Source organism: Microbacterium sp. 1154 (assembly GCF_031455375.1).
Lineage (GTDB): Bacteria > Actinomycetota > Actinomycetes > Actinomycetales > Microbacteriaceae > Microbacterium.
In genome coordinates this window covers 1335684-1359329 of record NZ_JAVDSN010000001.1, presented here as the reverse complement: position 1 = coordinate 1359329, position 23646 = coordinate 1335684, and the positions used below count along the sequence as shown (strand labels likewise).

Here is a 23646-nt window from a genome sequence, read left to right as displayed (position 1 = left end):
CGAGCCGGTCTCAGGACCGCTGCAGGCGGTAACGGAGCGCGGCGAGTTCCGCGCGCAGGGCGGCCGGCAGGTGCGATCCGAAGGTGTCGTAGAACCGTTCGGTCAGCTCGGCTTCGGCGAGCCACGAGGTGCGGTCGATCGAGAACAGCTCCTCCAGGTCGGCGGCGGGGAGGTCCAGGCCCGACAGCTCGAGGTCCTCGATCTTGGGCAGACGACCGATCGGGCTGTCCACGGCATCCACCTGTCCGTCGACACGGCGGATGATCCAGTCGATGACGCGGGCGTTGTCGCCGAAACCGGGCCACAGGAAGCGGCCGTCGTCGCCCTTGCGGAACCAGTTCACCTGGAAGATCCGGGGCGCGCGGTCGAAGCGGAGCTTCTGCCCCACGGCGAGCCAGTGGCCGAAGTAATCGCCCATGTTGTACCCGCAGAACGGGAGCATGGCGAACGGGTCGCGGCGCAGTTCGCCGACCGTGCCCTCTTGCGCCGCCGTCTTCTCGCTCGACACGGTCGAGCCGATGAACACGCCGTGCGACCAGTCGGTGGCCTCGACCACGAGCGGCACGTTGGTGGCGCGGCGACCGCCGAAGAGGATGGCGTCGAGCGGCACACCCTCGGGTGCCTCCCAGTCCTCGGCGATCTGGGGGCACTGCGCGGCGCCCACGGTGAAGCGCGAGTTCGGGTGCGCGGCGGGCCGGCCCGACGCGGGGGTCCAGGGCTTGCCCTCCCAGTCGATGAGGTGCGGGGGCGCCTCGTCGGTCAGGCCCTCCCACCAGACGTCGCCGTCGGGGCGGAGCGCGACGTTCGTGAAGATCGTGTTGCCCCACAGCGTCTCGATCGCGGTGACGTTGGTGGACTCGCCGGTGCCGGGTGCGACGCCGAAGAAACCGGCCTCGGGGTTGATGGCCCACAGGCGTCCATCCTCGCCGGGGCGGATCCAGGTGATGTCGTCGCCGAGGGTCTCGACGCGCCAGCCGGGGATCGTCGGGCGCAGCATCGCGAGGTTGGTCTTGCCGCACGCCGAGGGGAACGCGGCGGCCACGTGGTACGCCTTGCCCTTCGGGTCGATGACGCGGATGAGCAGCATGTGCTCGGCCAGCCAGCCCTCGTCGCGGCCGATGACCGAGGCGATGCGCAGTGCGAAGCACTTCTTCGCGAGGATCGCGTTGCCGCCGTATCCCGAGCCGTACGACCAGACCTCGAGGGTGTCGGGGAAGTGCACGATGTACTTCTCATCGTTGCAGGGCCAGGCGACGTCGTCCTGGCCGGGGGCGAGGGGCGCACCGACCGAGTGCACCGTCTTGACCCAGGGGGCGCCGTTCGCGATCTGCTGCAGGACCGAGGTGCCGACACGGGTCATGACGCCGATGGAGGCGACGGCGTAGGCGCTGTCGGTGATCTGCACACCGATGTGGCTGAGCGGCCCGCCGACGGCGCCCATCGAGAAGGGGACGACGTACAGGGTGCGGCCCCGCATCGAGCCCTCGAAGACGCCGTCGAGCGTCGCGCGGATCTCGGCGGGGTCGATCCAGTTGTTCGTGGGGCCCGCGTCTTCTTCGCGGTTCGACGCGATGTAGGTGCGCGACTCGAGACGCGCGACGTCGCCGGGGTGGGAACGCGCCAGGTACGAGCCGGGGCGCCACTCGGGGTTGAGCTTGATGAGCTTGCCCTCGTCGACCATCTCGCGAAGGAGAGCGTCGTTCTCGGCGGCCGAGCCGTCGACCCAGTGGATGCGGTCGGGCTGGGTGAGGGCGGCGACCTGGTCGACCCAGGCGACGAGCGCGGCGAGCCCGGGGCCCTCGACGGCGGGGCGGTCTCCGTGGCCGGAGCGTCGTGCTCCATCGGTGCGGGCGTTGCGCGCAGCGGTGCGCGGGGTGGAGTGGAAGATGTCGGCGAGTGCCATGTCGTTCTCCTCGGTTGAGAGCGAAATCGGTGGTCTTCCCCCATGCTGCGCGCCTCAGCGGGTTCTTTTCAAGAATTTCCTCGTTAAGAATCGTGGATTTTTCGATATGGTCAAGGAATGGCGTCGACGTTCGAACTCACCACCCTGGGGCACCGCATCCGGCACCACCGCCTCGCCCGGGGCTACACGCTCGACGAGCTCGGTGCGATGGTCGGGGTCGCCGGCAGCCAACTGAGCCTCATCGAGAACGGCAAGCGCGAACCCAAGCTCTCGCTCCTGCAGGAGATCGCCCGGGCCACCGAGACCGAGGTCACCGAACTGCTCTCGCGCGAACCCCCGAACCGCCGGGCCGCTCTCGAGATCGAGCTCGAGCGGGCACAGACGAGTCCGTTCTTCCGGCAGCTCGGCATTCCCCCCGTCAAAGTGACTAAGGGAACGAGCGACGACACGATCGAGGCCGTGCTGGGCCTGCACCGCGAACTGCAGCGGCGCGAGCGCGAGACGATCGCGAGTCCCGAAGAAGCCCGCCGCGCCAATACCGAGCTACGCCTGCGCATGCGCGAGATGTCGAACCATCTGCCCGAGATCGAGCGTCTCGCCGAGAAGCAGCTCCGAGCCGCGGGTCACTCGACCGGCGCTCTCACCCACCGCACGGTGAGCATCATGGCCGAACAGCTGGGCTTCGAGCTCCTCTACGTCAGCGACCTGCCGCACTCGGCCCGCTCGGTCACCGACCTCGAGAACGGACGCATCTACCTTCCGCCCGCGTCGATCCCCGGGGGTCACGGGCTGCGCTCGATGGCCCTGCAGGCCATGGCGCACCGTCTGCTCGGGCACCGCCCGCCCACCGACTACGCCGACTTCCTGCAGCAGCGCCTCGAGATCAACTACTACGCCGCGTGCTGCCTCATGCCCGAGACGAGCGCGGTCGCCTTCCTCACGCAGGCGAAGAAGGACCGGAACCTCGCCGTCGAGGACTTCCGCGACGCGTTCGGCGTCACGCACGAGGCCGCGGCCATGCGCATGACGAACCTGATGACCGTGCACCTCGGCATCCGCCTGCACTTCATGCGCGTGGACGGTGACGGAGCGATCTCGCGCGTGTACGAGAACGACGGACTGCCGCTGCCGACCGATGTCACCGGGGCGGTGGAGGGCCAGGTCGTCTGCAAGAAGTTCTCGGCGCGGTCGGCCTTCGACGAGCACAACCGCACCACCGAGCACTACCAGTACACCGACACCCCGGCCGGAACCTACTGGTGCTCGACCCAGACGGGCAGCACCTCGAGCGGGGACTTCTCGATCACCGTGGGCGTGCCGTTCGATGACGCCCGGTGGTTCCGTGGCCGCGAGACCCCCACCCGCGGCGTCTCGCACTGCCCCGACGAGTCGTGCTGCCGCCGACCCGACACCGAGGCCGCGCAGCGTTGGTCGGGTAAGGCGTGGCCGAGCGCCCGGGTGCACCAGTACATGTTCTCGCCGCTGCCGCGCGGCATGTTCCCCGGGGTCGACGACGCCGAGGTGTTCGCCTTTCTGGACCGCCACGCGAACGGCTGAGACCGCTCGCGCACGTACGCGGCAACGGCGGATGCCACGACCCCGGCCCTCGCGGGGCGCCGGGGTCGTGGCATCCGGTGTCGTCAGGCGTAGGGGTTCGCCGTCAGCGTGTACTTCGTCTGCAGGTACTCGTGGATGCCCTCGTCGCCGCCCTCGCGGCCGAGACCCGACTGCTTCCAGCCGCCGAAGGGGGCGCCCGCGTTCGAGACCACGCCGACGTTGAGGCCCATCATGCCCGTCTCGAGCTTGTCGATCATGCGCTGGCCGCGCGCGAGCGACTCGGTGAAGACGTACGAGACGAGGCCGTATTCGGTGTCGTTGGCGATGCGCACCGCGTCGTCCTCGTCGTCGAAGGGGACGATCGCGAGCACCGGTCCGAAGATCTCCTCACGCAGGATGTCGCTGCCCGGCTGCACGTCGGCCACGACGGTCGGCTCGAAGAACGTGCCCGGTCCGTCGACCGGCGAGCCGCCGACGGTGACGGTCGCGCCGCGCTCGACGGCATCCCCCACGAGGGTCTTGGCCTTGTCGACCGCCCGGTCGTCGATGAGGGGTCCGATCTGCACGCCCTCCTCGGTGCCGCGGCCAATCTTCATGCTCTGCACGCGCTCGGTGACGCGGCGGGTGAACTCCTCGACAATCGAGCGCTGCACCATGAAGCGGTTGGCGGCGGTGCACGCCTGGCCGATGTTGCGGAACTTCGCGAGCATCGCCCCCTCGACCGCCTTGTCGAGGTCGGCGTCGTCGAACACGACGAAGGGCGCGTTGCCGCCGAGTTCCATCGAGGTGCGCAGGACGCCGGGCGCGGCCTGCTGCAGCAGCTTCACGCCGACGGGGGTGGAGCCGGTGAACGAGAGCTTGCGCAGACGCGGGTCGGAGATGATGCGCTCCGACACCGGGCCGGTGTTCGTCGTCGTGACGACGTTGACGACCCCCGCGGGGACGCCGGCGTCCTGCAGGATCTGCGCGAAGAACAGCGTCGTGAGCGGGGTGAGCGTCGCGGGCTTGATGACGACCGTGCAGCCGGCGGCCAGCGCGGGCGCGATCTTTCGGGTGGCCATCGCGAGCGGGAAGTTCCACGGGGTGATCAGGTAGCAGGGCCCCACAGGGTGCTGCGTCACGATCATTCGACCCGTGCCCTCGGGGTTCGCGCCATAGCGGCCCTGGGTGTGGGCCGTGACCTCGCTGAACCAGCGCAGGAACTCTCCTCCGTAGCCGACCTCGCCGCGCGCCTCGGCGAGAGGCTTGCCCATCTCGAGCGTCATCAGCAGCGCGACGTCTTCTTTGCGCTCCTGCAGCAGGTCGAAGGCGCGGCGCAGGATCTCGGCACGCTCACGAGCCGGGGTCGCCGCCCACGACGGAAACGCGTCGGCCGCGGCATCCATCGCCGCCACCCCGTCGTCGATGCTGGCATCGGCGATCTCGCGGATGACGTTCCCGGTGGCGGGGTCGTTCACCGCGACGGTCTTGCCGCCCTCGGCCGCACGCCACTCGCCGTTGATCAACAGACCGGTGGGCACGGATGCCAGCAGCTCGCTCTCGCGCGAATCAGTCATGAATCCTCCTGGATCGGGGCGGGGTTCCTCGCCCATTCTTGTCAGCGCGCGGGCGCGCGCCGATATACGTGGCGTACAAGGGGGTGGCTCCGGTCGCCGCGGCGGCCAGTCCGTGCGGACGGCCGGCGCGCGGGCGCGACGGGTGCCCGGTCACGCATAAACGCTTGCCACGCGTGAAAACGCGTTGTGCTCGCGTTTCTGCGCGCGGATCGCGTTTATGCGTGGGGTGGGGCGGATGCCGCGCGACACGGGCTCCGGCACCCGAGGCGGCTACGACATCCGGGCGCTCCGGCCCCCGGCGGGTCCCGGTCACGCATAAACGCCTCCCACGCGCGGAAACGCGTTGTGCTCGCGTTTCTGCGCGCGGATCGCGTTTATGCGTGAAGGGGGATGCCGGAACTCCCCGCATCAGCGCGAGACCGCGACCGCCGGCTCCGCCATGATGCCGGCGAAGAAGCGTTCCAGACCCTCCGCGTCGGTCAGCGGCAGCACGTGCGCGACGTACTGGTCGGGGCGGACGACGACCACGGCCCCCTCGGCGCCGATCCCGCGCTCGGCGAAGATGTCGCTCGTCGTCCACGCCGAGGGGGCCGCGGCGAACACCTTCTCGAGGTCGGTGAGCCCCAGCGGCCCCGAGCGCGGACGGAACAGTACGGGCACCTCGGTCACGTCCTCCCAGCGACCGGGGAACACCGCCTTCACGTCGAACACCGCGTCGAGGTCGGCCCCCTCGGGCGTGAACCGCTCGACGACGGCCCGCGCCGCCTCGGCCCACGCCCGCAACGCCGAACCCTCGGCATCCGCGAAGGCGTAAAGGCGCCAGCGCCCATCGGCTTTCGCGTGGTGACCGAGGTGCACGGGGTTGCCGTCGCACACCCGCACGACCTCGACGCTGTGGAAGCGCTTTCCCACCGGGAATCCGGATGCCAGCTCCACGGTCGCATCGGCTGCGACGATCCGCGACGGGGCGTAGTGCGTGCCGAACCCGGAGGGGAACTCGGCGGTGGCGAGGTAGTACGTGGCGAGCTCGTCGGGATCGGTGATCTCGCCGGGCTTGCGGGCCATCAGCGACGACCACTCGCGGTCGAAGTCGATGAGCTGCTGGGCGACCGGACGGCGCTCGGCGTCGTAGGTGCGCAGCAGGTCGGCGGGCGCGAGACCGGTGAGCACGTGGCCGAGCTTCCAGCCGAGATTGAACCCGTCCTGCATCGACACGTTCATCCCCTGCCCGGCCTTGGCGCTGTGCGTGTGGCAGGCATCACCGGTCAGGAAGACTCGGGGGTTCTCGAGGTCGTCGACGAACTGGTCGGTGACCCGGTGCCCCACCTCGTAGACGCTGTGCCACGCGACCTGCTTCACGTCGATCGAGTAGGGGTGCAGGATCTCGTTCGCCCGACGGATCACCTCGTCGAGGGGAGTCCGGCGCACGCGATGGTCGTCGTCCTCCGCGACCTCGCCGAGGTCGATGTACATGCGGCTGAGGTAGCCGCCCTCGCGCGGGATGTGCAGGATGTTGCCCGCCGCGGCGTTGATCGCGCACTTGATGCGCCAGTCGGGGAAGTCAGTCTCGACGAGCACGTCCATGACACCCCAGGCGTGGCGGGCGGCCGCGCCGACGTGGGTGCGGCCGATCGACTGACGCACGCCGCTGCGCGCCCCGTCGCACCCGGCGACGTACTTTGCGCGGACGGTGCGCTCCCCCACGTCGGTGCGCACGCGCACCTCGACGTGATCGCCCCGCACCTCGAGGCCCAGGAACTCGACCCCGTAGTCGGGGGTGACCCGCGCGGGACCGTGGGCCGCGGCTTCGGCGAAGTAGTCGAGCACGCGCGCCTGGTTGACGATCAGGTGCGGGAACTCGCTGATCTTCAGGCCGTAGTCCTCGGTGCGGGTCGTCCGGACGATCCGGTCGGGGTTCTCGGGATCGGGGGCCCAGAAGTTCATCCAGCCGATGTTGTACGCCTCGGCCGTGATGCGATCGGCGAATCCGAACGCCTGAAAGGTCTCGACGCTGCGGGGCTGGATGCCGTCGGCCTGCCCCAGCGGGAGTCGGCCCTCGCGCTTCTCGATGAGGCGCGTGGTCAGCTGCGGGTACTGCGACATCTGGGCCGCGAGCAGCATCCCGGCGGGGCCGGACCCGACGATGAGCACGTCGACCTCGTCGGGCAGGCGCTCGGGCCGGTCGATGCCGGTCCCGGCGGCGTTCTGCACGCGCGGGTCGCCCGAGACGTAGCCGTGGTGGTGAAACTGCATCGTGTTCTCCTGACGTCGATGTCGAGGTTGCGGGCGCGACGGCGGATGTTCTATATTCGAACGCACCGTTCCGCTATCGAACGAGAGGTTAGCCGAGCCATGTCCGCACGGCAAGACGCTCCGCCCGCCTCGCAGACCCTGAGTCGCGGCATCCGCTTGCTCGAAGAACTCGCCGACGCCCGCGCGCCCCTGACCATCGACGACCTCGCCGCCCGCGTCGAGCTCCACCGCTCCGTCACGTACCGCCTCCTGCGCACGCTCGAAGACCACGGACTCGTGTCGCGGGATGCCGCGGGCGCGGTGCGACTGGGAACGGGACTGGCGGCCCTCGCGGCGGGCGTCGCCGCCGACCTGCAGGCCGAGGCCCTGCCCGAGCTCACGGCCGCCGCGAACGAGCTGGGCATGACGTGCTTCCTCGTCGTGCTCGATCACGACGAGTGCGTGACCCTCGTCAGCGTCGAGCCGCGCCACGCGACGACGACCGTCGCGCAGCGGCCGGGGACGCGGCATCCGGTCACCCGGGGAGCCCCGGGGCGGGCGATCCTCGCGCAGATGCCCCCGCGCCGCTGGCCCGAAGCCGCCGACGCCCGACTCGCCGCCGAGGTCGCCGACGCCGCCGAGCGCGGCTGGGCGACCAGCCACGATGAGGTCATCCCCACCCTGCGCGCCGTCGCCGCGCCGCTCAGCGTGCAGGGGCGGCAGCCGGCCGCCGTCGCCGCGGTGTACGTAGCGACCGATCGCGACGACGCGGCGATCGGGTCGCGGCTGACGGCAGCGGCCGAAGCCATCCGGCGCGCCCTCTGACCTCAGCCCGTCAAGCCCGTGCCGCACGAGGAACAGAAACGCGCACCCGCCGGGTTCTCGGAACCGCATCCGCCGCACGACGCGACCACCGCGAGCGGTGAACCGCACTCGCCGCAGAACTTGCCGCCGTGAGACTGCGCTCCGCACGCCCCGCAGCGCGGGCGGGCCTGCGCCTTGAGGTCGGTTCCGCCGAGCAGGTCGACGGTCTCGAGCCGCTCCTGCACCTGGCGACGTCGCGCCTCGGCCTGCAGCTGAGCCAGCTCCTCCGTGGCGTTCGGGGAGCAGCGCACGCACTGACCCACCCCGTCGTTCCAGCAGCCGTCGCCGCAGACCCAGTCGCTGCAGCCCCGACACTGGTGGAACCGCGGCGCGATCTCGGCCGTCGCCGCGCGAAGCGCCTCGTCCTTCGCGGGCGAATTGGTGCCGCGGTCGAGGAAACGGTCGGCCATCGAGGCGAACTGCGACACGGGGCCGCCGAAGAGGTTCCCGATACCCCGGGCGAGCTTCTGCCCCGCGGCCCGCGGGTCGGCTCGGAACGCCGAGCGGTAGCCGTTGCCGCAGCGTTCGCACCGGAACTCGAACTGGAAGCCGTCCATGTTGGACAGATCGGTGAAGTTGTCGGTGAACGGGACGAGGTCGCTCATGTCACTCCTGATCGAGGCGAGGGGCGCCGTCGGCGCCGTGGGGGGATCCGGGCCGCTGCCCGAAGACGAGGTCGACGAGCGGACCGAAGTCGTAGCGATCGCCGAAGTGCGGGGCCTGCATGAGAAGCAGGTTGTTCATCAGCATTCCGCGCCCCATGAACGCCCACAGGTCGAGGTCGCTGGCGCCGGCGTCGCGAAGCGTGCGGTAGACCTCGTCGAACTGCCGGCGCGACTCGACACCAATCTCGGGCTCGGCCGTCGCAGCCGAGAACGCGTGCGCCCAGACGAGGACGGCCTCCGGTCGCGACAGGATGAGGGTCCGATACGCGGCGCCCAGCCGCTCGGGGTCGAAGCCCTCCCCCGTCGCTTCCCGGAAGGCTCGCGTGATCTCCGCCCCGGCGTGCGCGTGCGTGCGCACGAACAGTTCGAGCTTCGAGCCGAAGGTCCGGATGACGTACGGCTGCGACACCCCCATCTCGCTCGCGACCTGCGCGGTCGAGGTGCCGAAGTAGCCGCGGGCGGCGAAGGCACGGACGGATGCCGTGAGCAACTCGTCGTCGCGCGCGGTACGGCGGGGGCTCGGCATCCGTTCTCCTTCCGGGGAGGTTATCGCTCGATAATACTGGCGACATCGCCGCCCGCGGACGCATTCCCCTCCCCCGACGCGGAGAGCCACCGCCCCGCCCCTATACTCGATCCCGTCAGGCGCACGAGGCCGTGCGTCGCTGCTCGAAAAAAGGGCACGTAGCGGAGTCCCCGCGAGACACATACGGCATTTCATCCGTCCCGTCTCGAAAGGCTTCCTCCGTCATGCCCACCGTCTCCGCCCACGTCGCTCACACCCTCGCCCGCCACATCGACACCGTCTTCGGCGTCATGGGCAACGGCAACGCCTACTTCCTCGACGCTCTGGGCCGCGAGACCTCCGCCGGCTTCGTCGCCGTCCGCCACGAGGCGGCGGGAGTGGTGGCCGCCGACGCGCACTACCGCGCCTGCGGCCGTCTCGCCGCCGCCACCGCCACGTACGGCGCCGGGTTCACCAACACGCTCACCGCCCTCGCCGAGGCCGTGCAGGCGCGCACGCCTCTCGTGCTGATCGTCGGCGACGAGCCGACCTCGGGCCCGCGCCCGTGGGGCGTCGACCAGATCGCCCTCGCCGCCGCCGTCGGCGCACGCACCTATACGGTCGGCCACCGCGACGCGGCGGCCACCATCGTCATCGCGGTCGAGCACGCCCTCACCTACCGCCTGCCCGTGGTGCTCGGCATCCCGTACGACGTCGCGACCCGCGAGGCCGGCTCGATCCCGGATGCCGAGGCCCCCGGCGCGGCGCCCGAGGTCACGCCCGAGCACCCCCCTCTCGGCGCGTTCGCCGACACCGTCATCGATCAGGTCGTCGACGCGCTGGCGTCGGCCGAGCGCCCGCTGCTGCTCGGTGGACGCGGCGCCTGGCTGGCCGGCGCGGGAGCGGCGCTCGACGACCTCGCCGCCACCGCGGGAGCGCTGACCACCACCAGCGCCCTGGGTCGCGGCCTGTTCTCGGACCCCGCGCGCGACCTCGGCGTCGCCGGCGGTTTCGGCGCGCCCGGCGCGATGGAGCTCGTTCGCGAGGCCGACGTCGCCGTCGTGTTCGGCGCGGGCCTGAACCAGTTCACGATGCGCTTCGGCGAGCTCTTCGCCCCCGGCACCCGCGTCTTCCAGGTCGACCTCGCGCCGACCGCGACGCACCCGCACATCGGCGGATACGTGCGGGGGGATGCCGCTGACGTCGCCACCGAGATCACGCGGCGCCTGCGCGAGCGGGGCGCAACGCCCTCGACCTGGGGCCGGGGTCTCGACCTCGCCGCCGCCCGCCGCCAGCCCGAGGGTCAGGGCACGGGCCCCGACGGTCGCCTCGACCCGCGCACCGCCGCCGCCCGCATCGCGGAGCTGCTGCCCGAGGACCGCGTGATCGTCTCGGACGGCGGGCACTTCCTCGGCTGGTCGAACATGTACTGGCCGGTGGCCTCGCCCGACCGCATGATCATGGTCGGAACCGCGTACCAGTCGATAGGCCTGGGCTTCCCCAGCGTCCCCGGTGCCGCCGTCGCCCGCCCGGACTCCACGATCGTGCTCACCACCGGCGACGGGGGCGGGCTCATGGCCCTCGCCGACCTCGAGACCGCCGTCCGGGTCGCGGGCGGCCGCGGTATCGCCGTGGTCTGGAACGACGCGCAGTACGGAGCCGAGGTCCTGAACTACGGCCTCAAGGGCCTGCACCCCGATCCCATGCTCATCCCCCAGGTCGACTTCGCCGCGGTCGCGCGCGGGTTCGGCGCCGAGGGCGTGGTGGTCGAGTCGGTCGACGACCTCGAGGCCCTGGCATCCTGGGTCGCTCGCCCCGCCTTTGAGCGACGCTTCCTGCTCCTGGACCTGCGCGTGAGCGCGGCGGTCGTGGCGCCGTACTGGGAAGAGATCGCGGCTCGCTGACCGCGGGCGCACCGTTCCGCCGGGTGCGGCGCTTCGGCGTCCGGCCCCGTGCCGCACTCCGGAGAGTTCGACGCGATCGGCGCCTCCCGACGGCCGATGGCACGCGCCCTCGGGAGATCTCCGGAGCCCGGCACGCCGAACGGCCCCGCCCCACCGGACCGCGAAAAGCCGGGGCGGGCACCCGCCCCGGACCGTACCCAACTCCTGAATGTCTCGGGCTGCGCGGCCTGAAGAACGGCCCGCCCGCCCCCGGCGGCCCGGGTCTCAGGAGTTCGGTACGCCCGCGGGACCCGGGAGCCGGGCACCTCCTCCACGCCGAACGGCCCCGCCGCACCGCAGCGCGACGGGGCCGTGACCAGTGGGCTCAGGCCTTCGACAGCCCGCGCACCGGGCTGACCGACTGCTCGGCCTCATGGTCGGGGCCCAGCGGGATGCCGCTGCGATCGCGCAGCACGAGCGTCGCGACCGCTCCGAGCACGACCATGCCCGCGAGGTACCAGGTCACCGACATGGTCGACCCGGTCGCCTTGACCAGCGCCTCGGCGATCGTCGGGGCGAACGCGCCGCCCAGGATCGCGCCGAGGGCGTACGAGATCGACACCCCCGAGAAGCGGATGGATGCCGGGAACAGCTCCGCGTACAGCGCGGCCTGGGGTCCGTAGGTGAGGCCGAGTCCCACGGTCAGCACCACGAGACCCAGGGTCAGCAGGCCGATGCTCGCGGTGTTGACGAGCGGGAACAGCACGAAGACCCCGACCAGCAGCGCCGCCCACCCGATCAGATAGGTGGTGCGTCGGCCGATGACGTCGCCGATCCACCCGCCGATCCACGTGAAGACGAGCCACGACACCGCCGACAGGGTCACCGCGCCGAGCACGTCGGCCGTGGCCAGGCCCACGGGTCCGTCGGGGTTGGTGGCGTAGCGCTGGATGTAGCCGCCCGTGGTCATGTAGCCCACGGCGTTGTTGCCGGCGAACACGAGGGCGGCGATCAGCACGAGCAGCGCGTGCTTGCGGAACAGCTGCACGATCGGCATCCGCGTCTTCTCTTTGCGCTCGGCGAGCTCGAGGAAGACCGGGCTCTCCTCGACCTTGCGGCGCACGTAGTAGCCGATGAGGATCAGCACGAACGACAGCAGGAACGGCACGCGCCAGCCCCACGCGAGGAAGGCGTCGCCGGGGGCGACGATCGCCATCAGAGCGAGCATGCCGCTCGCCAGCAGCAGCCCCAGCGGAACGCCGAGCTGGGGGGCGGCACCGAAGAGGCTGCGCTTGGCCTTGGGGGCGTGCTCGACGGCCATGAGCACCGCGCCACCCCACTCGCCCCCGGCCGAGATGCCCTGCAGCACGCGCAGCAGGATCAGCAGCACCGGGGCCGCGACGCCGATGACGTCGAAGGTCGGCAGCACGCCGATCAGGGTCGTCGAGGCGCCCATGAGGATGAGCGTGATCATCAGCACGACCCGGCGGCCGTACTTGTCGCCGAGATGGCCGGCGAGGAACGCGCCGAGGGGACGGAACAGGAAGCTGAGCCCCACGGTGAGGAACGACAGGATCTGCGCGACCCCGGGTCCGGCCGGGGCGAAGAAGAGCTGGCCGAAGACCAGCCCCGCAGCCGAGGCGTAGAGGAAGAAGTCGTACCACTCGACGGTGGTTCCGACCACGGTGGCGAAGACCACGCGGCGGCGATCGCCCGAGGTCGAGATGGTGCCGGTCGGGGTGAACCCGGCCGAGCGGCGAGAGGATGCGGTGGACATGAGTGGCTCCTTTGACGTCATCGTCGAGACCGCGACGTCGCTGTCGAGAGGTCGGCGGGGTCGTGCTTGCCCCCGCCTCTCGGATCATATACGATTTCGAATACGACGCAAGGGAGCCTCATGAACGACACCACCGACCCCCGGTTCGCCGTCCTCGGCGAGCGCCCGGGCAAGATCGTGGCCGTCCACCTGGCCTACGCCTCGCGCGCCGACCAGCGCGGCCGCCGCCCGGCCGCCCCCTCGTACTTCTTCAAGCCGTCGAGCTCCCTCGCCCCCTCGGGCGTCGAGATCGAACGCCCCGCGGGCACCGAACTGCTCGCGTTCGAGGGTGAGATCGCCCTCGTCATCGGCGAGCCCGCGCGGTGGGTGACGCCCGACGCCGCGTGGTCGCACGTGGCATCCCTCACCGCCGCGAACGACTTCGGTCTCTACGATCTGCGCGCGAACGACAAGGGATCGAACGTCCGCTCCAAGGGCGGCGACGGCTACACGCCCCTCGGACCGGCGCTCATCGACGCCCGCGACGTCGATCCGGCCGACCTGCGCCTGCGCACCTGGGTCGACGGCGAACTCGTCCAGGACGACTCGACCGCCGGGCTCATCTTCCCCCTGGCGCAGATCGTCGCCGACCTCTCGCAGCACTTCACCCTCGAGACCGGAGACGTCATCCTCACGGGCACCCCCGCGGGATCCTCGGTCGTCACGCCGGGACAGGTCGTCGAGGTGCAGGTGGATGCCGGCACCCTCTCGACCGGAAGGCTCCGCACCACCGTTGCCCAGGGCGACCGGCCGTTCGATCCCGCCATCGGCTCGCTGCCCGCGGTCGACGACACCCAGCGCACCGAGGCGTGGGGGTCGGTCGAGGCCATGGCCGCCGCCGCCACGGGAACAGGGGATGCCACCGACGCAGGGCGATCCGCCGCGGATCAGCCTGTCCCCGCCGAATCCCCTGTGCTCGTGCCCGCCGCGTCCCCCTCGCTCTCGCCCGAACTGCGCGACAAGCTCTCGCGCGTCCCCGTCGCCGCCCTCAGCGGGCAGCTGCGCAAGCGCGGCCTCAACGACGTCACCATCGACGGGGTGCACCCGCTCACGGCGGGCAGCCGCTTCGTCGGCACGGCGCGGACCCTGCGCTTCGTCCCGCACCGCGAAGACCTCTTCGCCGCGCACGGCGGCGGGCAGAACGCCCAGAAACGCGCCTTCGACGCCGTCGACGAGGGCGAGGTGATCGTCATCGAGGCCCGCGGCGAGACCGGGTCGGGCACGCTCGGCGACATCCTCGCGATCCGCGCGCACGCCCGCAAGGCGGCCGCCATCGTCACCGACGGAGGCGTCCGCGACGCCGAGGCCGTGGCCGCGGTCGGAATTCCCGTCTTCACCGCCGGCCCCCACCCCGCCGTCCTCGGCCGCCGCCACGTGCCGTGGGAGACCGACGTCGCCGTGGGCTGCGGCGGCACCACCGTCGAACCCGGCGACATCCTCGTCGGCGACGGCGACGGGGTGATCGTCATCCCGCCGGCTCTGGCCGACGAGGTGGTCGACGCCGCCCTCGCGCAGGAGGAAGAAGATGCGTGGATCGCCCGCCAGGTGGCATCCGGTCATCCCCTCGAGGGGCTCTTCCCGATGAACGCCGCGTGGCGTGCCCGCTTCGACGGCGAGAGGAACGCCTGATGGATGCCGAGACCTCGACCCAGAGCAAATCCCAGCGCGCGTACCACTGGATCAAGAACCGCATCGCTTCGCAGGAGTTCACGCCCGGCTACCGGCTCGTGCTCGGCTCGATCGCCGGGGAACTCGACATGAGCGTCGTGCCGGTGCGCGAGGCGATCCGCCAGCTCGAGGCCGAGGGGCTGGTCATGTTCGAGCGGAACGTCGGCGCCCGCGTCTCGATGGTCGACGACACCGCCTACCGCTTCAGCATGCAGGCGCTGAGCCTGCTCGAGGGAGCGGCGACCGCGCTGTCGGCCCGAGCTCTGACGACCGACGACGTACGTCGCGCGCGCCAGGTCAACGAGCTCATGGTCGAGACGCTCGAGCACTTCGACCCCCGCGCCTTCACCGCGCTCAACCAGGAGTTCCACGCGATCCTGTTCGAGAAGTGCGCCAACCCCCGCATGCTCGAGCTCGTGCAGGCCGAGTGGGCGCGCCTCGGGCACCTGCGCGACTCCACCTTCAGCTTCGTCCCCGGCCGCGCCGCCGAGTCGGTCCGCGAGCACGAGAACATCCTCGTGCTGATCGAGAACGGCGCCCCGCTCGCCGAGATCGAGAAGGTCTCGCGACGTCACCGCTCCGCCACTCTCGATGCCTACATGATCCACGAGCACCCCGACCAGGTGCTCGGCCTGCCCGCTTTCTGATCCCGGATGCCATCGGCATCCGCCCCTCCGACGAAGGAGCATCCATGACCCGCCGTATCCCCGCCGAGCTGCCCGAGCGCATCCAGCACTACATCGGCGGCCGTTTCGTCGACTCGGTCGACGGCGACACGTTCGACGTGCTCGACCCGGTGACGAATCAGACCTATGTCACGGCCGCCGCCGGCAAGAAGGCCGACATCGACCTCGCCGTCGAGGCCGCCCGGAAAGCCTTCACCGACGGCCCCTGGCCGCGCATGCTCCCCCGCGAACGCTCGCGGGTGCTGCACCGCATCGCCGACCTCGTCGAGTCGCGCGACGAGCGTCTCGCCGAGCTCGAGTCCTTCGACTCGGGCCTGCCGATCACTCAGGCGCTCGGCCAGGCACGCCGCGCGGCCGAGAACTTCCGCTTCTTCGCCGACCTGATCGTGGCGCAGACCGACGACGCCTTCAAGGTCCCTGGCCGTCAGCTCAACTACGTCAACCGCAAGCCGATCGGCGTCGCCGGGCTCATCACCCCGTGGAACACCCCGTTCATGCTCGAGTCGTGGAAGCTCGGCCCCGCCCTCGCGACCGGCAACACCGTGGTGCTCAAGCCCGCGGAGTTCACGCCGCTGTCGGCATCCCTGTGGGCCGGGATCTTCGAGGAGGCGGGCCTTCCCGAGGGCGTGTTCAACCTCGTCAACGGCCTCGGCGAAGACGCCGGCGACGCACTCGTGAAGCACCCCGACGTCCCGCTCATCTCGTTCACCGGCGAGAGCTCGACCGGGCAACTCATCTTCGCCAACGCCGCGCCCTTCCTGAAGGGCCTGTCGATGGAGCTCGGCGGCAAGAGTCCGGCGATCGTCTTCGCCGACGCCGACCTGGACGCCGCGATCGACGCGACCATCTTCGGGGTCTTCTCGCTCAACGGCGAGCGCTGCACTGCGGGCAGCCGCATCCTCGTGGAGCGCTCGGTGTACGACGACTTCGTCGAGCGTTATGCCGCCCAGGCCGACCGCGTGAAGGTCGGCTACCCCGACGACCCCGCCACCGAGGTCGGCGCCCTGGTGCACCCCGAGCACTACGAGAAGGTCATGTCCTACGTCGAACTGGGCAAGAGCGAGGGGCGCCTGGTCGCCGGTGGCGGTCGGCCCGACGGGTTCGCCGAGGGCAACTTCGTGCGGCCCACGGTGTTCGCCGACGTCTCGCCCGACGCGCGCATCTTCCAGGAGGAGATCTTCGGCCCCGTCGTCGCGATCACGCCCTTCGACACCGACGAAGAGGCCCTCGCCCTCGCGAACGACACGAGGTACGGCCTGGCCGCCTACGTCTGGACGAACGACCTGAAGCGCGCCCACCTGTTCGCGCAGAACGTCGAGGCGGGCATGGTGTGGCTGAACTCAAACAACGTCCGCGACCTGCGCACCCCCTTCGGCGGAGTCAAGGCCTCCGGCCTCGGGCACGAGGGCGGCTACCGCTCGATCGACTTCTACACCGACCAGCAGGCCGTGCACATCACGCTCGGCGGTGCCCACAACCCGACGTTCGGCAAGGGAGCCTGACATGACAGACCGCAGCACGATGACACGCACCTCGTCGGGATTCTTCGTCTCTCAGGAGGCCCCCATCGAGGCCTCGAACCCGATCCCCACGCCCACCTCGCCCGCGCCCGACATCCTGCGCTGCGCGTACATGGAGCTCGTGGTCACCGACCTCGCGGCATCCCGCGTCTTCTATGTCGACGTGCTGGGACTGCACGTCACCGAAGAGGACGACGAGGCGATCTACCTCCGCTCCACCGAGGAGTTCATCCACCACAACCTCGTGCTGCGGCGGGGCGCGGTCGCCGCGGTGGCCGCCTTCTCGTACCGCGTGCGGTCGGCCGACGATCTCGACCGCGCCGTCGCCTTCTACGAGGAGCTCGGCTGCGACGTCCGCCGCGCACCGGACGGCTTCACGAAGGGCATCGGCGACTCCGTCCGCGTGGTCGACCCGCTCGGCTTCCCGTACGAGTTCTTCTTCGACACCGAGCACCAGGAGCGCCTGTCGTGGCGCTACGACCTGCACTCCCCCGGCGAGCTCGTGCGTCTCGACCACTTCAACCAGATCACGCCCGACGTGCCGCGCGCGGTGAACTTCATGCAGGCGCTCGGCTTCCGCGTGACCGAGGACATCCAGGACGAGGAAGGCACCGTCTACGCCGCGTGGATGCGCCGCAAGCCCACCGTGCACGACACCGCGATGACCGGCGGAGACGGACCGCGCATGCACCACGTGTGCTTCGCGACGCACGAGAAGCACAACATCCTCGCCATCTGCGACAAGCTCGGCGCCCTCCGCCGATCGGATGCCATCGAGCGCGGCCCCGGCCGCCACGGCGTCTCGAACGCGTTCTACCTGTATCTGCGCGACCCCGACGGACACCGCGTCGAGATCTACACGCAGGACTACTACACCGGCGACCCCGACAACCCCGTGATCACGTGGGACGTGCACGACAACCAGCGCCGGGACTGGTGGGGCAACCCCGTCGTGCCGTCCTGGTACACCGACGGCTCGCTCGTTCTCGACCTCGACGGGAACCCGCAGCCGGTCCGCGCCCGCGAGGACTCGAGCGAGATGGCCGTGACGATCGGCGCCGACGGGTTCAGCTACACCCGCGCGCCGGAGGACACGGCATCCGGATCCTCGTCGTCGTCATCCGAGTTCAAGCTCGGCAACCAGCTCTGACCGCGTCCGCGGCCCGGACGATGTCCCACTTATGGCTGCCTGAGCACCCCTCAGCCGACCACACATGGGACACGCTTCGCCGAAAGTGGGACGAGGTTCCGGAGACCGACCAAGGAGAACACATGCTCACCGACGAACAGATCGACGCCATCGCGGGCGAGCTCGCCGAGGCCGATCGCACCCACTCGGTCATCCCGCGCATCACGGCGCGGTTCCCGGATGCCACGGTCGACGACTCGTATCGGATCCAGGGCCGCTGGCGCGATACGCAGCTCGCCGCCGGCCGCACCCTCGTGGGGCGCAAGATCGGCCTGACCTCGAAGGCCATGCAGCAGGCGACGGGGATCACGGAGCCCGACTACGGCGTGATGTTCGACGACACGGTCCACCGCTCGGGAGCGGAGATCCCGGTGGACCACTTCTCGAACGTCCGCATCGAGGTCGAGCTCGCCTTCGTCCTCCGGACGTCGCTCGAGGGCCCCGATTGCACACTCGACGACGCCCTCGCCGCGATCGACTACGCCGTCCCCGCGCTCGAGGTGCTCAACTCGCACATCGAGCTCGAGGGCCGCACGATCGTCGACACGATCAGCGACAACGCCGCCTACGGCGCGATGGTGCTCGGTGACGTGCACAAGCGTCCCGACGAGATCGACCTGCGCTGGGTCCCCGGAGTGCTGAGCCGCAACGGCGAGATCGAAGAGACCGGGGTCGCCGCCGGCGTCCTCGGCCACCCCGCGACGGGCGTGGCGTGGCTCGCGAACAAGTTCCACCAGCACGGCGCGCGCCTGGAGGCGGGCGAGATCATCCTGGCAGGATCGTTCACGCGCCCGATGTGGGTGTCGCGGGGCGACGACGTCCTCTGCGACTACGGACCGATGGGAACGATCTCGTGCCGCTTCGTCTGAACCCGACCTTCGGCGCCGCCCTCGCGGCATCCGATCGCCCCCTGGCCGGGATGTGGCTGTGCACGGGGAATCCCGTCGTCGCGGAGATCGCCGCGGGCTCGGGCCTCGACTGGCTGCTGATCGACATGGAGCACTCCGCGACGTCGATAGAGCAGGTGCTCGTGCAACTGCAGGTGGTCGGGGCCTATCCGATCACGCCCGTGGTGCGCGTGCCGTCGAACGACGCCGTCACGATCAAACGCGTCCTCGACGTGGGCGCGCAGAACCTCATCGTGCCGATGGTCTCGTCGGCCGACGAAGCCCGGACAGCGGTCGCCGCGACCCGCTACCCACCCGCGGGGGTCCGCGGGGTGGGCAGCGCTCTGGCCCGCAGCGCCCGCTGGAACCGCGTCGACGGCTATCTCGCCGATGCCGCCGACCATGTCTCGCTCACGGTCCAGATCGAGACGACCGCCGGCGTCGACGCCGCCGCCGACATCGCCGGCGTCGAGGGGGTGGATGCCGTCTTCGTCGGCCCCTCCGACCTGTCGGCATCGATGGGTCTTCTCGGGCAGCAGACGCACCCCGACGTGATCGCGGCGGTCCATCGCGTCTTCGCCGCGGCCCGGCATGCCGGCACCCCGGTCGGCGTGAACGCGTTCGACCCCGCGGTGGCCGAGGCCTACCTCGACGCCGGAGCGGACTTCGTGGCGGTCGGCGCCGACGTGGCGCTCCTCGCCCGTGCGTCCGAGGCCCTCGCGGCACGCTTCGTCACCGCGCGGGGCGCCTCGGGCGAGCGCGAGAGCTACTGACCCGGAGAACAGCCGCGACCTGTCTCACGGGGGTGGTCAGGGAACGCGAGATGCGCCCAGCGCCACGAGTTCCGCCCGGGTCGTGACCCCCGCCTTGCGCAGCAGGTTGGACACGTGGAACTTCACCGTGTTCTCGCTGATCCCCAACTGCGTCGCGATGGCGCGGTTGCGCGCGCCGGCTCCGACGAGGGAGAGCACCTCCCGCTCACGCGGGCTCAGGTCCACCGCATCGTCGAGGAGCTCCGGGCGGGCCGGCGGATCGAGCGGAAGCCGCACCGACACCTCCGACCCCCACCCGGGTGTCGAGGCAACCTCGAAGGCTCCGTTCAGGGCGCTGACCCGCTCGACGATCGGGCGCAGCGAGTCATCGTGCGCGGTCAGCCGGCCGTCCCCGTCGTCACGGATGCCGATCAGCAGGTTCAGACCGTCGCAATCCCACTGGATGCGCACGCGGTGAGGTGCTCCGCGGTCGAGCAGTGCCAGCACGGCGCTGCGGACGATCGCGCGCGCCTCGTGCGCGACCTCGCCGGGAAGGGCTCGCCCCGTGGTCGGCGGCTCGACGAACTGCACGTCGAGGTCGCCGTGTCGCACGAGGGGACGCAGATCGCTGCGCAGGCGTGCGAACGCCCCAGTCACGGGTTCGAGCAGCACACCGTGCTGTTGGTCGGTCGACGTGCGCAGCGCCACCAGAGCCGCGGCCGCGGTCTCCGTGGCGAGCGTCCGCGCCGCCCGATCGTCGAGACGCGAGGAGCGCAGCACCGCGAGCACGGACTCGAGCGTGACGGCGTGTCGATCGGCCTGCTCGGCGACGATGCGTTCGTGCTCGGTGACGAGCGCGCGGGAGGCCGGGGAGGGAAGGGCGGGCACGGACGTCATCCGAACAACCTAGACCACGGCGCAGACCTACCCGTTCGGGTAGGTCTTCCCCTGCGGTCGACCGGCCCGGCCGGCGTCACGGTCAGCGCAGCATGGGCCCATGACTTCCCACGACGACGACGCCGTCGCTTCCTCGCTCTCGCGCATCGCCGAAGAGGTGGCATCCGTCGTCGATCGCCTCGCCTCTGAGCCCGGCGACCTGGATCGCGTGCTCGACGTCCTCACCGGGGCCGACCGCGTCTTCGTCGTCGGCGCGGGACGCTCGGGGCTGGCGCTGCGCATGACCGCGATGCGCCTCATGCACCTCGGCCTCGAGGTGCACGTGGTCGGCGAGACGACGACGCCCGCGATCCGCGCGCAGGACGCCCTGCTGACCGCGAGCGGCTCGGGCACCACCGGAGGCATCATCCGTGCGGCCGAGACCGCCGCCGATGTGGGAGCACGCATCGTCGCGATCACGACGGCGCCCGACTCCCCCCTCGCACGCGCCGCCGACGCCCTCGTCACCGTTCCCGCGGCCACCAAGCTCGACCGCTCCGGAGCCGCCTCGGCGCAATACGCCGGCAGCCTCTTCGAGCAGGCCGTCGTGCTCGTCGGCGACGCGATCTTCGACGCGCTGTGGCACCGGTCCGGTGCCACGGCCGACGAGCTGTGGCCCCGCCACGCCAACCTCGAATAACCCACCCGCAGAGACAAGGACCCCTCATGAAGCTGCAGTTCGCCATGGACACCCTCTCCACCGAAGCCGCCCTCGACCTGGCCGCGGCCGCGGCGCCGCACGTCGACATCCTCGAGCTCGGCACCCCGCTCATCAAGAGCGAGGGCCTCTCCGCGATCACCGCGATCAAGAAGGCGCACCCCGACAAGATCGTCTTCGCCGATCTCAAGACGATGGATGCCGGCGAGCTCGAGGCCGACATCGCCTTCACCGCCGGAGCAGATCTGGTGACGGTGCTCGGTTCGGCCGGCGACAGCACGATCGCCGGTGCGGTCAAGGCCGCCAAGAAGCACGGCAAGGGCGTCGTCGTCGACCTCATCGGCGTCGCCGACAAGCCCGCCCGCGCCAAGGAGGTCGTGGCCCTCGGTGCCGAGTTCGTCGAGATGCACGCCGGCCTCGACGAGCAGGCCGAGGAGGGCTTCACCTTCGACACACTGCTGCGTGACGGTGAGGCGGCCGGTGTGCCGTTCTCCGTCGCCGGAGGCGTCAACACCTCGAGCATCGCCGACGTGCAGAAGTCGGGCGCCCAGGTCGCCGTTGCGGGAAGCGCGATCTACAGCGCCCCCGACGTGGGCGCCGCGGCCGCCGCCCTGCGCGCCGCGATCGTCTGATCGCACGGCCGAATGAAAGAGGGACCGGGCCGTAACGGCCCGGTCCCTCTCGTCGTTTCGGAGGATCAGTCCTCGTCGTCGTCATCCTCGTCGTCGTCGCCGATGATCTCGATGTCTTCGACCTCGAGCTCGGGCGTGAGCTGCACGTGCACGAGCGCGTCGGGGAACGAGGTCTGACCGGCGAACACCACGATGATGGCGTCAGCGAACACGCCCACGCCGATCGCCTCGAGGTCAGTGCGCAGGTCGACGTCGGCGTCGAGCTCGTCGTCGTCGAGGGCGTCCTCGATGTCGCTCGAGATCTCCTCGACGATCGCGCGCCAGCGCTCCTCGCCGACCGAGAGCACGTCCTTGAGGTTGCTCATGATCGCGTCGAGGTCGGGGGCTTCGTCTTCGTCGATCTCGGGGTCGAGGTCGACCTCCACCTCGACGCCCGCGGCATCCAGGTGTCCGGACCCGATGACGCTGTCTTCGTCGATCTGGGCGCCTTCGAGCAGGCCGCTCTCGGTGACGCGGCGGAGGAGGTCGTTCAGCACGGACTCAGTCATGAGAAAACCTTGCCACGTCGCGCGCACGCGCGCCTCCCCATTGCGCGCGACGCTCCGTCTGTTCAACCGGCGGCAGGCCGCGGTTCACCGTCAGGCGGCGGTCGCGCGCTCCGCGGCCTCGACGACGTTGGTCATCAGCAGGGCGACGGTCATCGGTCCGACGCCGCCCGGGTTGGGCGACACGAAGCCGGCGACCTCAGCGACGTCGGGGTGCACGTCGCCGTAGACGCGGGACTTCCCCGTCTCGGGGTCGGTCTCGCGCGTGACGCCCACGTCGAGCACCGCGGCGCCGGGCTTGACGTCTTCGGCGCGCACGATGTGCTTGACGCCCGCGGCCGCGACGATGACGTCGGCCTGGCGCAGGTGCTTCGCGAGGTCGGCGGTGCCGGTGTGGGTGAGGGTCACGGTCGCGTTGATCTCGCGGCGGGTCAGCAGCAGCCCGATCGAGCGACCGATCGTCACGCCGCGACCGACGACGACGACCTCCTTGCCCTTCAGGTCGTAGTCGTTGCGCAGCAGCAGCTCGATGACCCCGCGCGGCGTGCAGGGAAGCGGCGTGAGGATCGGTGCGTTGACGTTCAGCACGAGGCGCCCGAGGTTGGTGGGGTGGAGGCCGTCGGCATCCTTCGCCGGATCGATCCGCTCGAGGATCGCGTCGGTGTCGATGTGCTTCGGCAGCGGCAGCTGCACGATGTACCCGTGGCAGGCGGGGTCCGCGTTGAGGCGGTCGATGACGGCCTCGACCTCTTCCTGGGTCGCCTCGGCGGGTAGCTCGACCTGGATCGAGTTCATGCCGATCGCCTCGGACTGCTTGTGCTTCATGCCGACGTACAGCTGCGACGCCGGGTCGGCACCGACGAGGACCGTCGCGATGCCGGGGACGACGCCCTTCTCGCGGAGCGCTGCGACGCGCTCGGTGAGCTCCGCCTTGATCGCCGCCGACGCGGCCTTACCGTCGAGGATCGTCGCCGTCATGGCATCCCTCTTTCTGAGTGTCGATGGGGTCGTGCGGGGTGTTCCCCTCACGCATAACGCTTCCCGCTCACGGAAACGCGCTGTCCCCGTGTTTATGTGCGCGGATGGCGTTTATGCGTGGGGTGCGGCGGGGGGGCAGCGATCCGGCGGCGGGGCTCCGCGGTGGGCCCCGGGTCGACGCCGCCCGTTGTCACGCATAAACGCTGTCCGGTCA

20 protein-coding genes are annotated in these 23646 nt (G+C 70.7%); 11 read left to right on the top strand and 9 right to left on the bottom strand.

The window, feature by feature from the left end:
• Positions 1 to 10: 10 nt before the first annotated feature.
• Complete coding sequence (locus tag J2X55_RS06275) at positions 11 to 1903, bottom strand: phosphoenolpyruvate carboxykinase (GTP) (RefSeq protein WP_309822433.1); 1893 nt, start codon at positions 1901 to 1903, stop codon at positions 11 to 13.
• A gap of 117 nt (positions 1904 to 2020) precedes the next feature.
• On the opposite strand from J2X55_RS06275, the gene J2X55_RS06270 reads away from it, so the two are divergent.
• Positions 2021 to 3460, top strand: a complete 1440-nt coding sequence (locus J2X55_RS06270) for a helix-turn-helix domain-containing protein (RefSeq protein ID WP_309822431.1) — start codon at positions 2021 to 2023, stop codon at positions 3458 to 3460.
• An 83-nt stretch (positions 3461 to 3543) separates the two neighbouring features.
• Here J2X55_RS06270 and J2X55_RS06265 read toward each other — a convergent pair whose 3' ends face one another.
• Together J2X55_RS06265 and J2X55_RS06260 are read right to left on the bottom strand one after the other, a co-directional pair.
• Positions 3544 to 5016, bottom strand: coding sequence for an NAD-dependent succinate-semialdehyde dehydrogenase (locus tag J2X55_RS06265; protein ID WP_309822429.1), 1473 nt, complete (start codon positions 5014 to 5016; stop codon positions 3544 to 3546).
• Positions 5017 to 5424: 408 nt separating this feature from the next.
• Positions 5425 to 7269, bottom strand: coding sequence for an FAD-dependent monooxygenase (locus tag J2X55_RS06260; protein ID WP_309822427.1), 1845 nt, complete (start codon positions 7267 to 7269; stop codon positions 5425 to 5427).
• Positions 7270 to 7368: 99 nt separating this feature from the next.
• On the opposite strand from J2X55_RS06260, the gene J2X55_RS06255 reads away from it, so the two are divergent.
• The gene (locus tag J2X55_RS06255) at positions 7369 to 8073 is read left to right on the top strand and encodes a helix-turn-helix domain-containing protein (protein WP_309822425.1); all 705 of its coding nucleotides are present in this window, start codon (positions 7369 to 7371) and stop codon (positions 8071 to 8073) included.
• 2 nt (positions 8074 to 8075) lie between these two features.
• Here the strand turns inward: J2X55_RS06255 and J2X55_RS06250 are convergent, their stop codons facing one another.
• Both J2X55_RS06250 and J2X55_RS06245 read right to left on the bottom strand, forming a co-directional pair.
• Positions 8076 to 8717, bottom strand: coding sequence for a zinc ribbon domain-containing protein (locus J2X55_RS06250; RefSeq protein ID WP_309822423.1), 642 nt, complete (start codon positions 8715 to 8717; stop codon positions 8076 to 8078).
• 1 nt (position 8718) lies between these two features.
• Positions 8719 to 9303: a TetR/AcrR family transcriptional regulator gene (locus tag J2X55_RS06245; protein ID WP_309822422.1), complete on the bottom strand. Its 585-nt coding sequence runs from the start codon at positions 9301 to 9303 to the stop codon at positions 8719 to 8721.
• Between the two features lie 224 nt (positions 9304 to 9527).
• Between J2X55_RS06245 and J2X55_RS06240 the strand changes: the two genes are divergently transcribed.
• A complete protein-coding gene (locus J2X55_RS06240; RefSeq protein WP_309822420.1) occupies positions 9528 to 11186 on the top strand; it encodes a thiamine pyrophosphate-binding protein in 1659 nt (552 codons plus the stop codon).
• 364 nt (positions 11187 to 11550) lie between these two features.
• Here the strand turns inward: J2X55_RS06240 and J2X55_RS06235 are convergent, their stop codons facing one another.
• A complete protein-coding gene (locus J2X55_RS06235) occupies positions 11551 to 12942 on the bottom strand; it encodes an MFS transporter (protein ID WP_309822417.1) in 1392 nt (463 codons plus the stop codon).
• A gap of 120 nt (positions 12943 to 13062) precedes the next feature.
• On the opposite strand from J2X55_RS06235, the gene J2X55_RS06230 reads away from it, so the two are divergent.
• The 6 genes from J2X55_RS06230 to J2X55_RS06205 all read left to right on the top strand — a co-directional run bounded on the left by J2X55_RS06230 (position 13063) and on the right by J2X55_RS06205 (position 19704).
• Positions 13063 to 14610 carry a fumarylacetoacetate hydrolase family protein gene (locus J2X55_RS06230; RefSeq protein ID WP_309822415.1) on the top strand — a complete coding sequence of 516 codons (1548 nt, stop codon included), beginning with the start codon at positions 13063 to 13065 and terminating at the stop codon, positions 14608 to 14610.
• On the top strand, positions 14610 to 15296 hold the full coding sequence (locus J2X55_RS06225) for a GntR family transcriptional regulator (RefSeq protein ID WP_115915733.1): 687 nt from the start codon (positions 14610 to 14612) through the stop codon (positions 15294 to 15296). The genes J2X55_RS06230 and J2X55_RS06225 overlap by 1 nt, the downstream gene beginning before the upstream one ends.
• Positions 15297 to 15340: 44 nt before the next feature.
• Positions 15341 to 16837, top strand: coding sequence for a 5-carboxymethyl-2-hydroxymuconate semialdehyde dehydrogenase (gene hpaE, locus J2X55_RS06220; RefSeq protein WP_309822413.1), 1497 nt, complete (start codon positions 15341 to 15343; stop codon positions 16835 to 16837).
• A gap of 1 nt (position 16838) precedes the next feature.
• The gene (gene hpaD / locus J2X55_RS06215; protein ID WP_309822412.1) at positions 16839 to 18005 is read left to right on the top strand and encodes a 3,4-dihydroxyphenylacetate 2,3-dioxygenase; all 1167 of its coding nucleotides are present in this window, start codon (positions 16839 to 16841) and stop codon (positions 18003 to 18005) included.
• A gap of 122 nt (positions 18006 to 18127) precedes the next feature.
• Complete coding sequence (locus tag J2X55_RS06210; protein WP_309822411.1) at positions 18128 to 18913, top strand: fumarylacetoacetate hydrolase family protein; 786 nt, start codon at positions 18128 to 18130, stop codon at positions 18911 to 18913.
• Positions 18898 to 19704, top strand: a complete 807-nt coding sequence (locus tag J2X55_RS06205) for an HpcH/HpaI aldolase/citrate lyase family protein (protein WP_309822410.1) — start codon at positions 18898 to 18900, stop codon at positions 19702 to 19704. Before J2X55_RS06210 ends, J2X55_RS06205 begins: the two co-directional genes overlap by 16 nt.
• Positions 19705 to 19740: 36 nt before the next feature.
• Here J2X55_RS06205 and J2X55_RS06200 read toward each other — a convergent pair whose 3' ends face one another.
• Positions 19741 to 20580: a LuxR C-terminal-related transcriptional regulator gene (locus tag J2X55_RS06200; RefSeq protein ID WP_115915738.1), complete on the bottom strand. Its 840-nt coding sequence runs from the start codon at positions 20578 to 20580 to the stop codon at positions 19741 to 19743.
• 100 nt (positions 20581 to 20680) lie between these two features.
• Here J2X55_RS06200 and hxlB point away from each other — a divergent pair, with 100 nt between their 5' ends.
• Positions 20681 to 21259, top strand: coding sequence for a 6-phospho-3-hexuloisomerase (hxlB, locus tag J2X55_RS06195; protein ID WP_309822409.1), 579 nt, complete (start codon positions 20681 to 20683; stop codon positions 21257 to 21259).
• A gap of 26 nt (positions 21260 to 21285) precedes the next feature.
• Positions 21286 to 21909 carry a 3-hexulose-6-phosphate synthase gene (gene hxlA, locus J2X55_RS06190; RefSeq protein WP_309822408.1) on the top strand — a complete coding sequence of 208 codons (624 nt, stop codon included), beginning with the start codon at positions 21286 to 21288 and terminating at the stop codon, positions 21907 to 21909.
• A gap of 65 nt (positions 21910 to 21974) precedes the next feature.
• Here the strand turns inward: hxlA and J2X55_RS06185 are convergent, their stop codons facing one another.
• Both J2X55_RS06185 and J2X55_RS06180 read right to left on the bottom strand, forming a co-directional pair.
• Positions 21975 to 22457, bottom strand: a complete 483-nt coding sequence (locus tag J2X55_RS06185; RefSeq protein ID WP_309822407.1) for a cytochrome C5 — start codon at positions 22455 to 22457, stop codon at positions 21975 to 21977.
• 90 nt (positions 22458 to 22547) lie between these two features.
• Complete coding sequence (locus tag J2X55_RS06180; RefSeq protein ID WP_115915742.1) at positions 22548 to 23432, bottom strand: bifunctional methylenetetrahydrofolate dehydrogenase/methenyltetrahydrofolate cyclohydrolase; 885 nt, start codon at positions 23430 to 23432, stop codon at positions 22548 to 22550.
• Positions 23433 to 23646 lie beyond the last annotated feature (214 nt).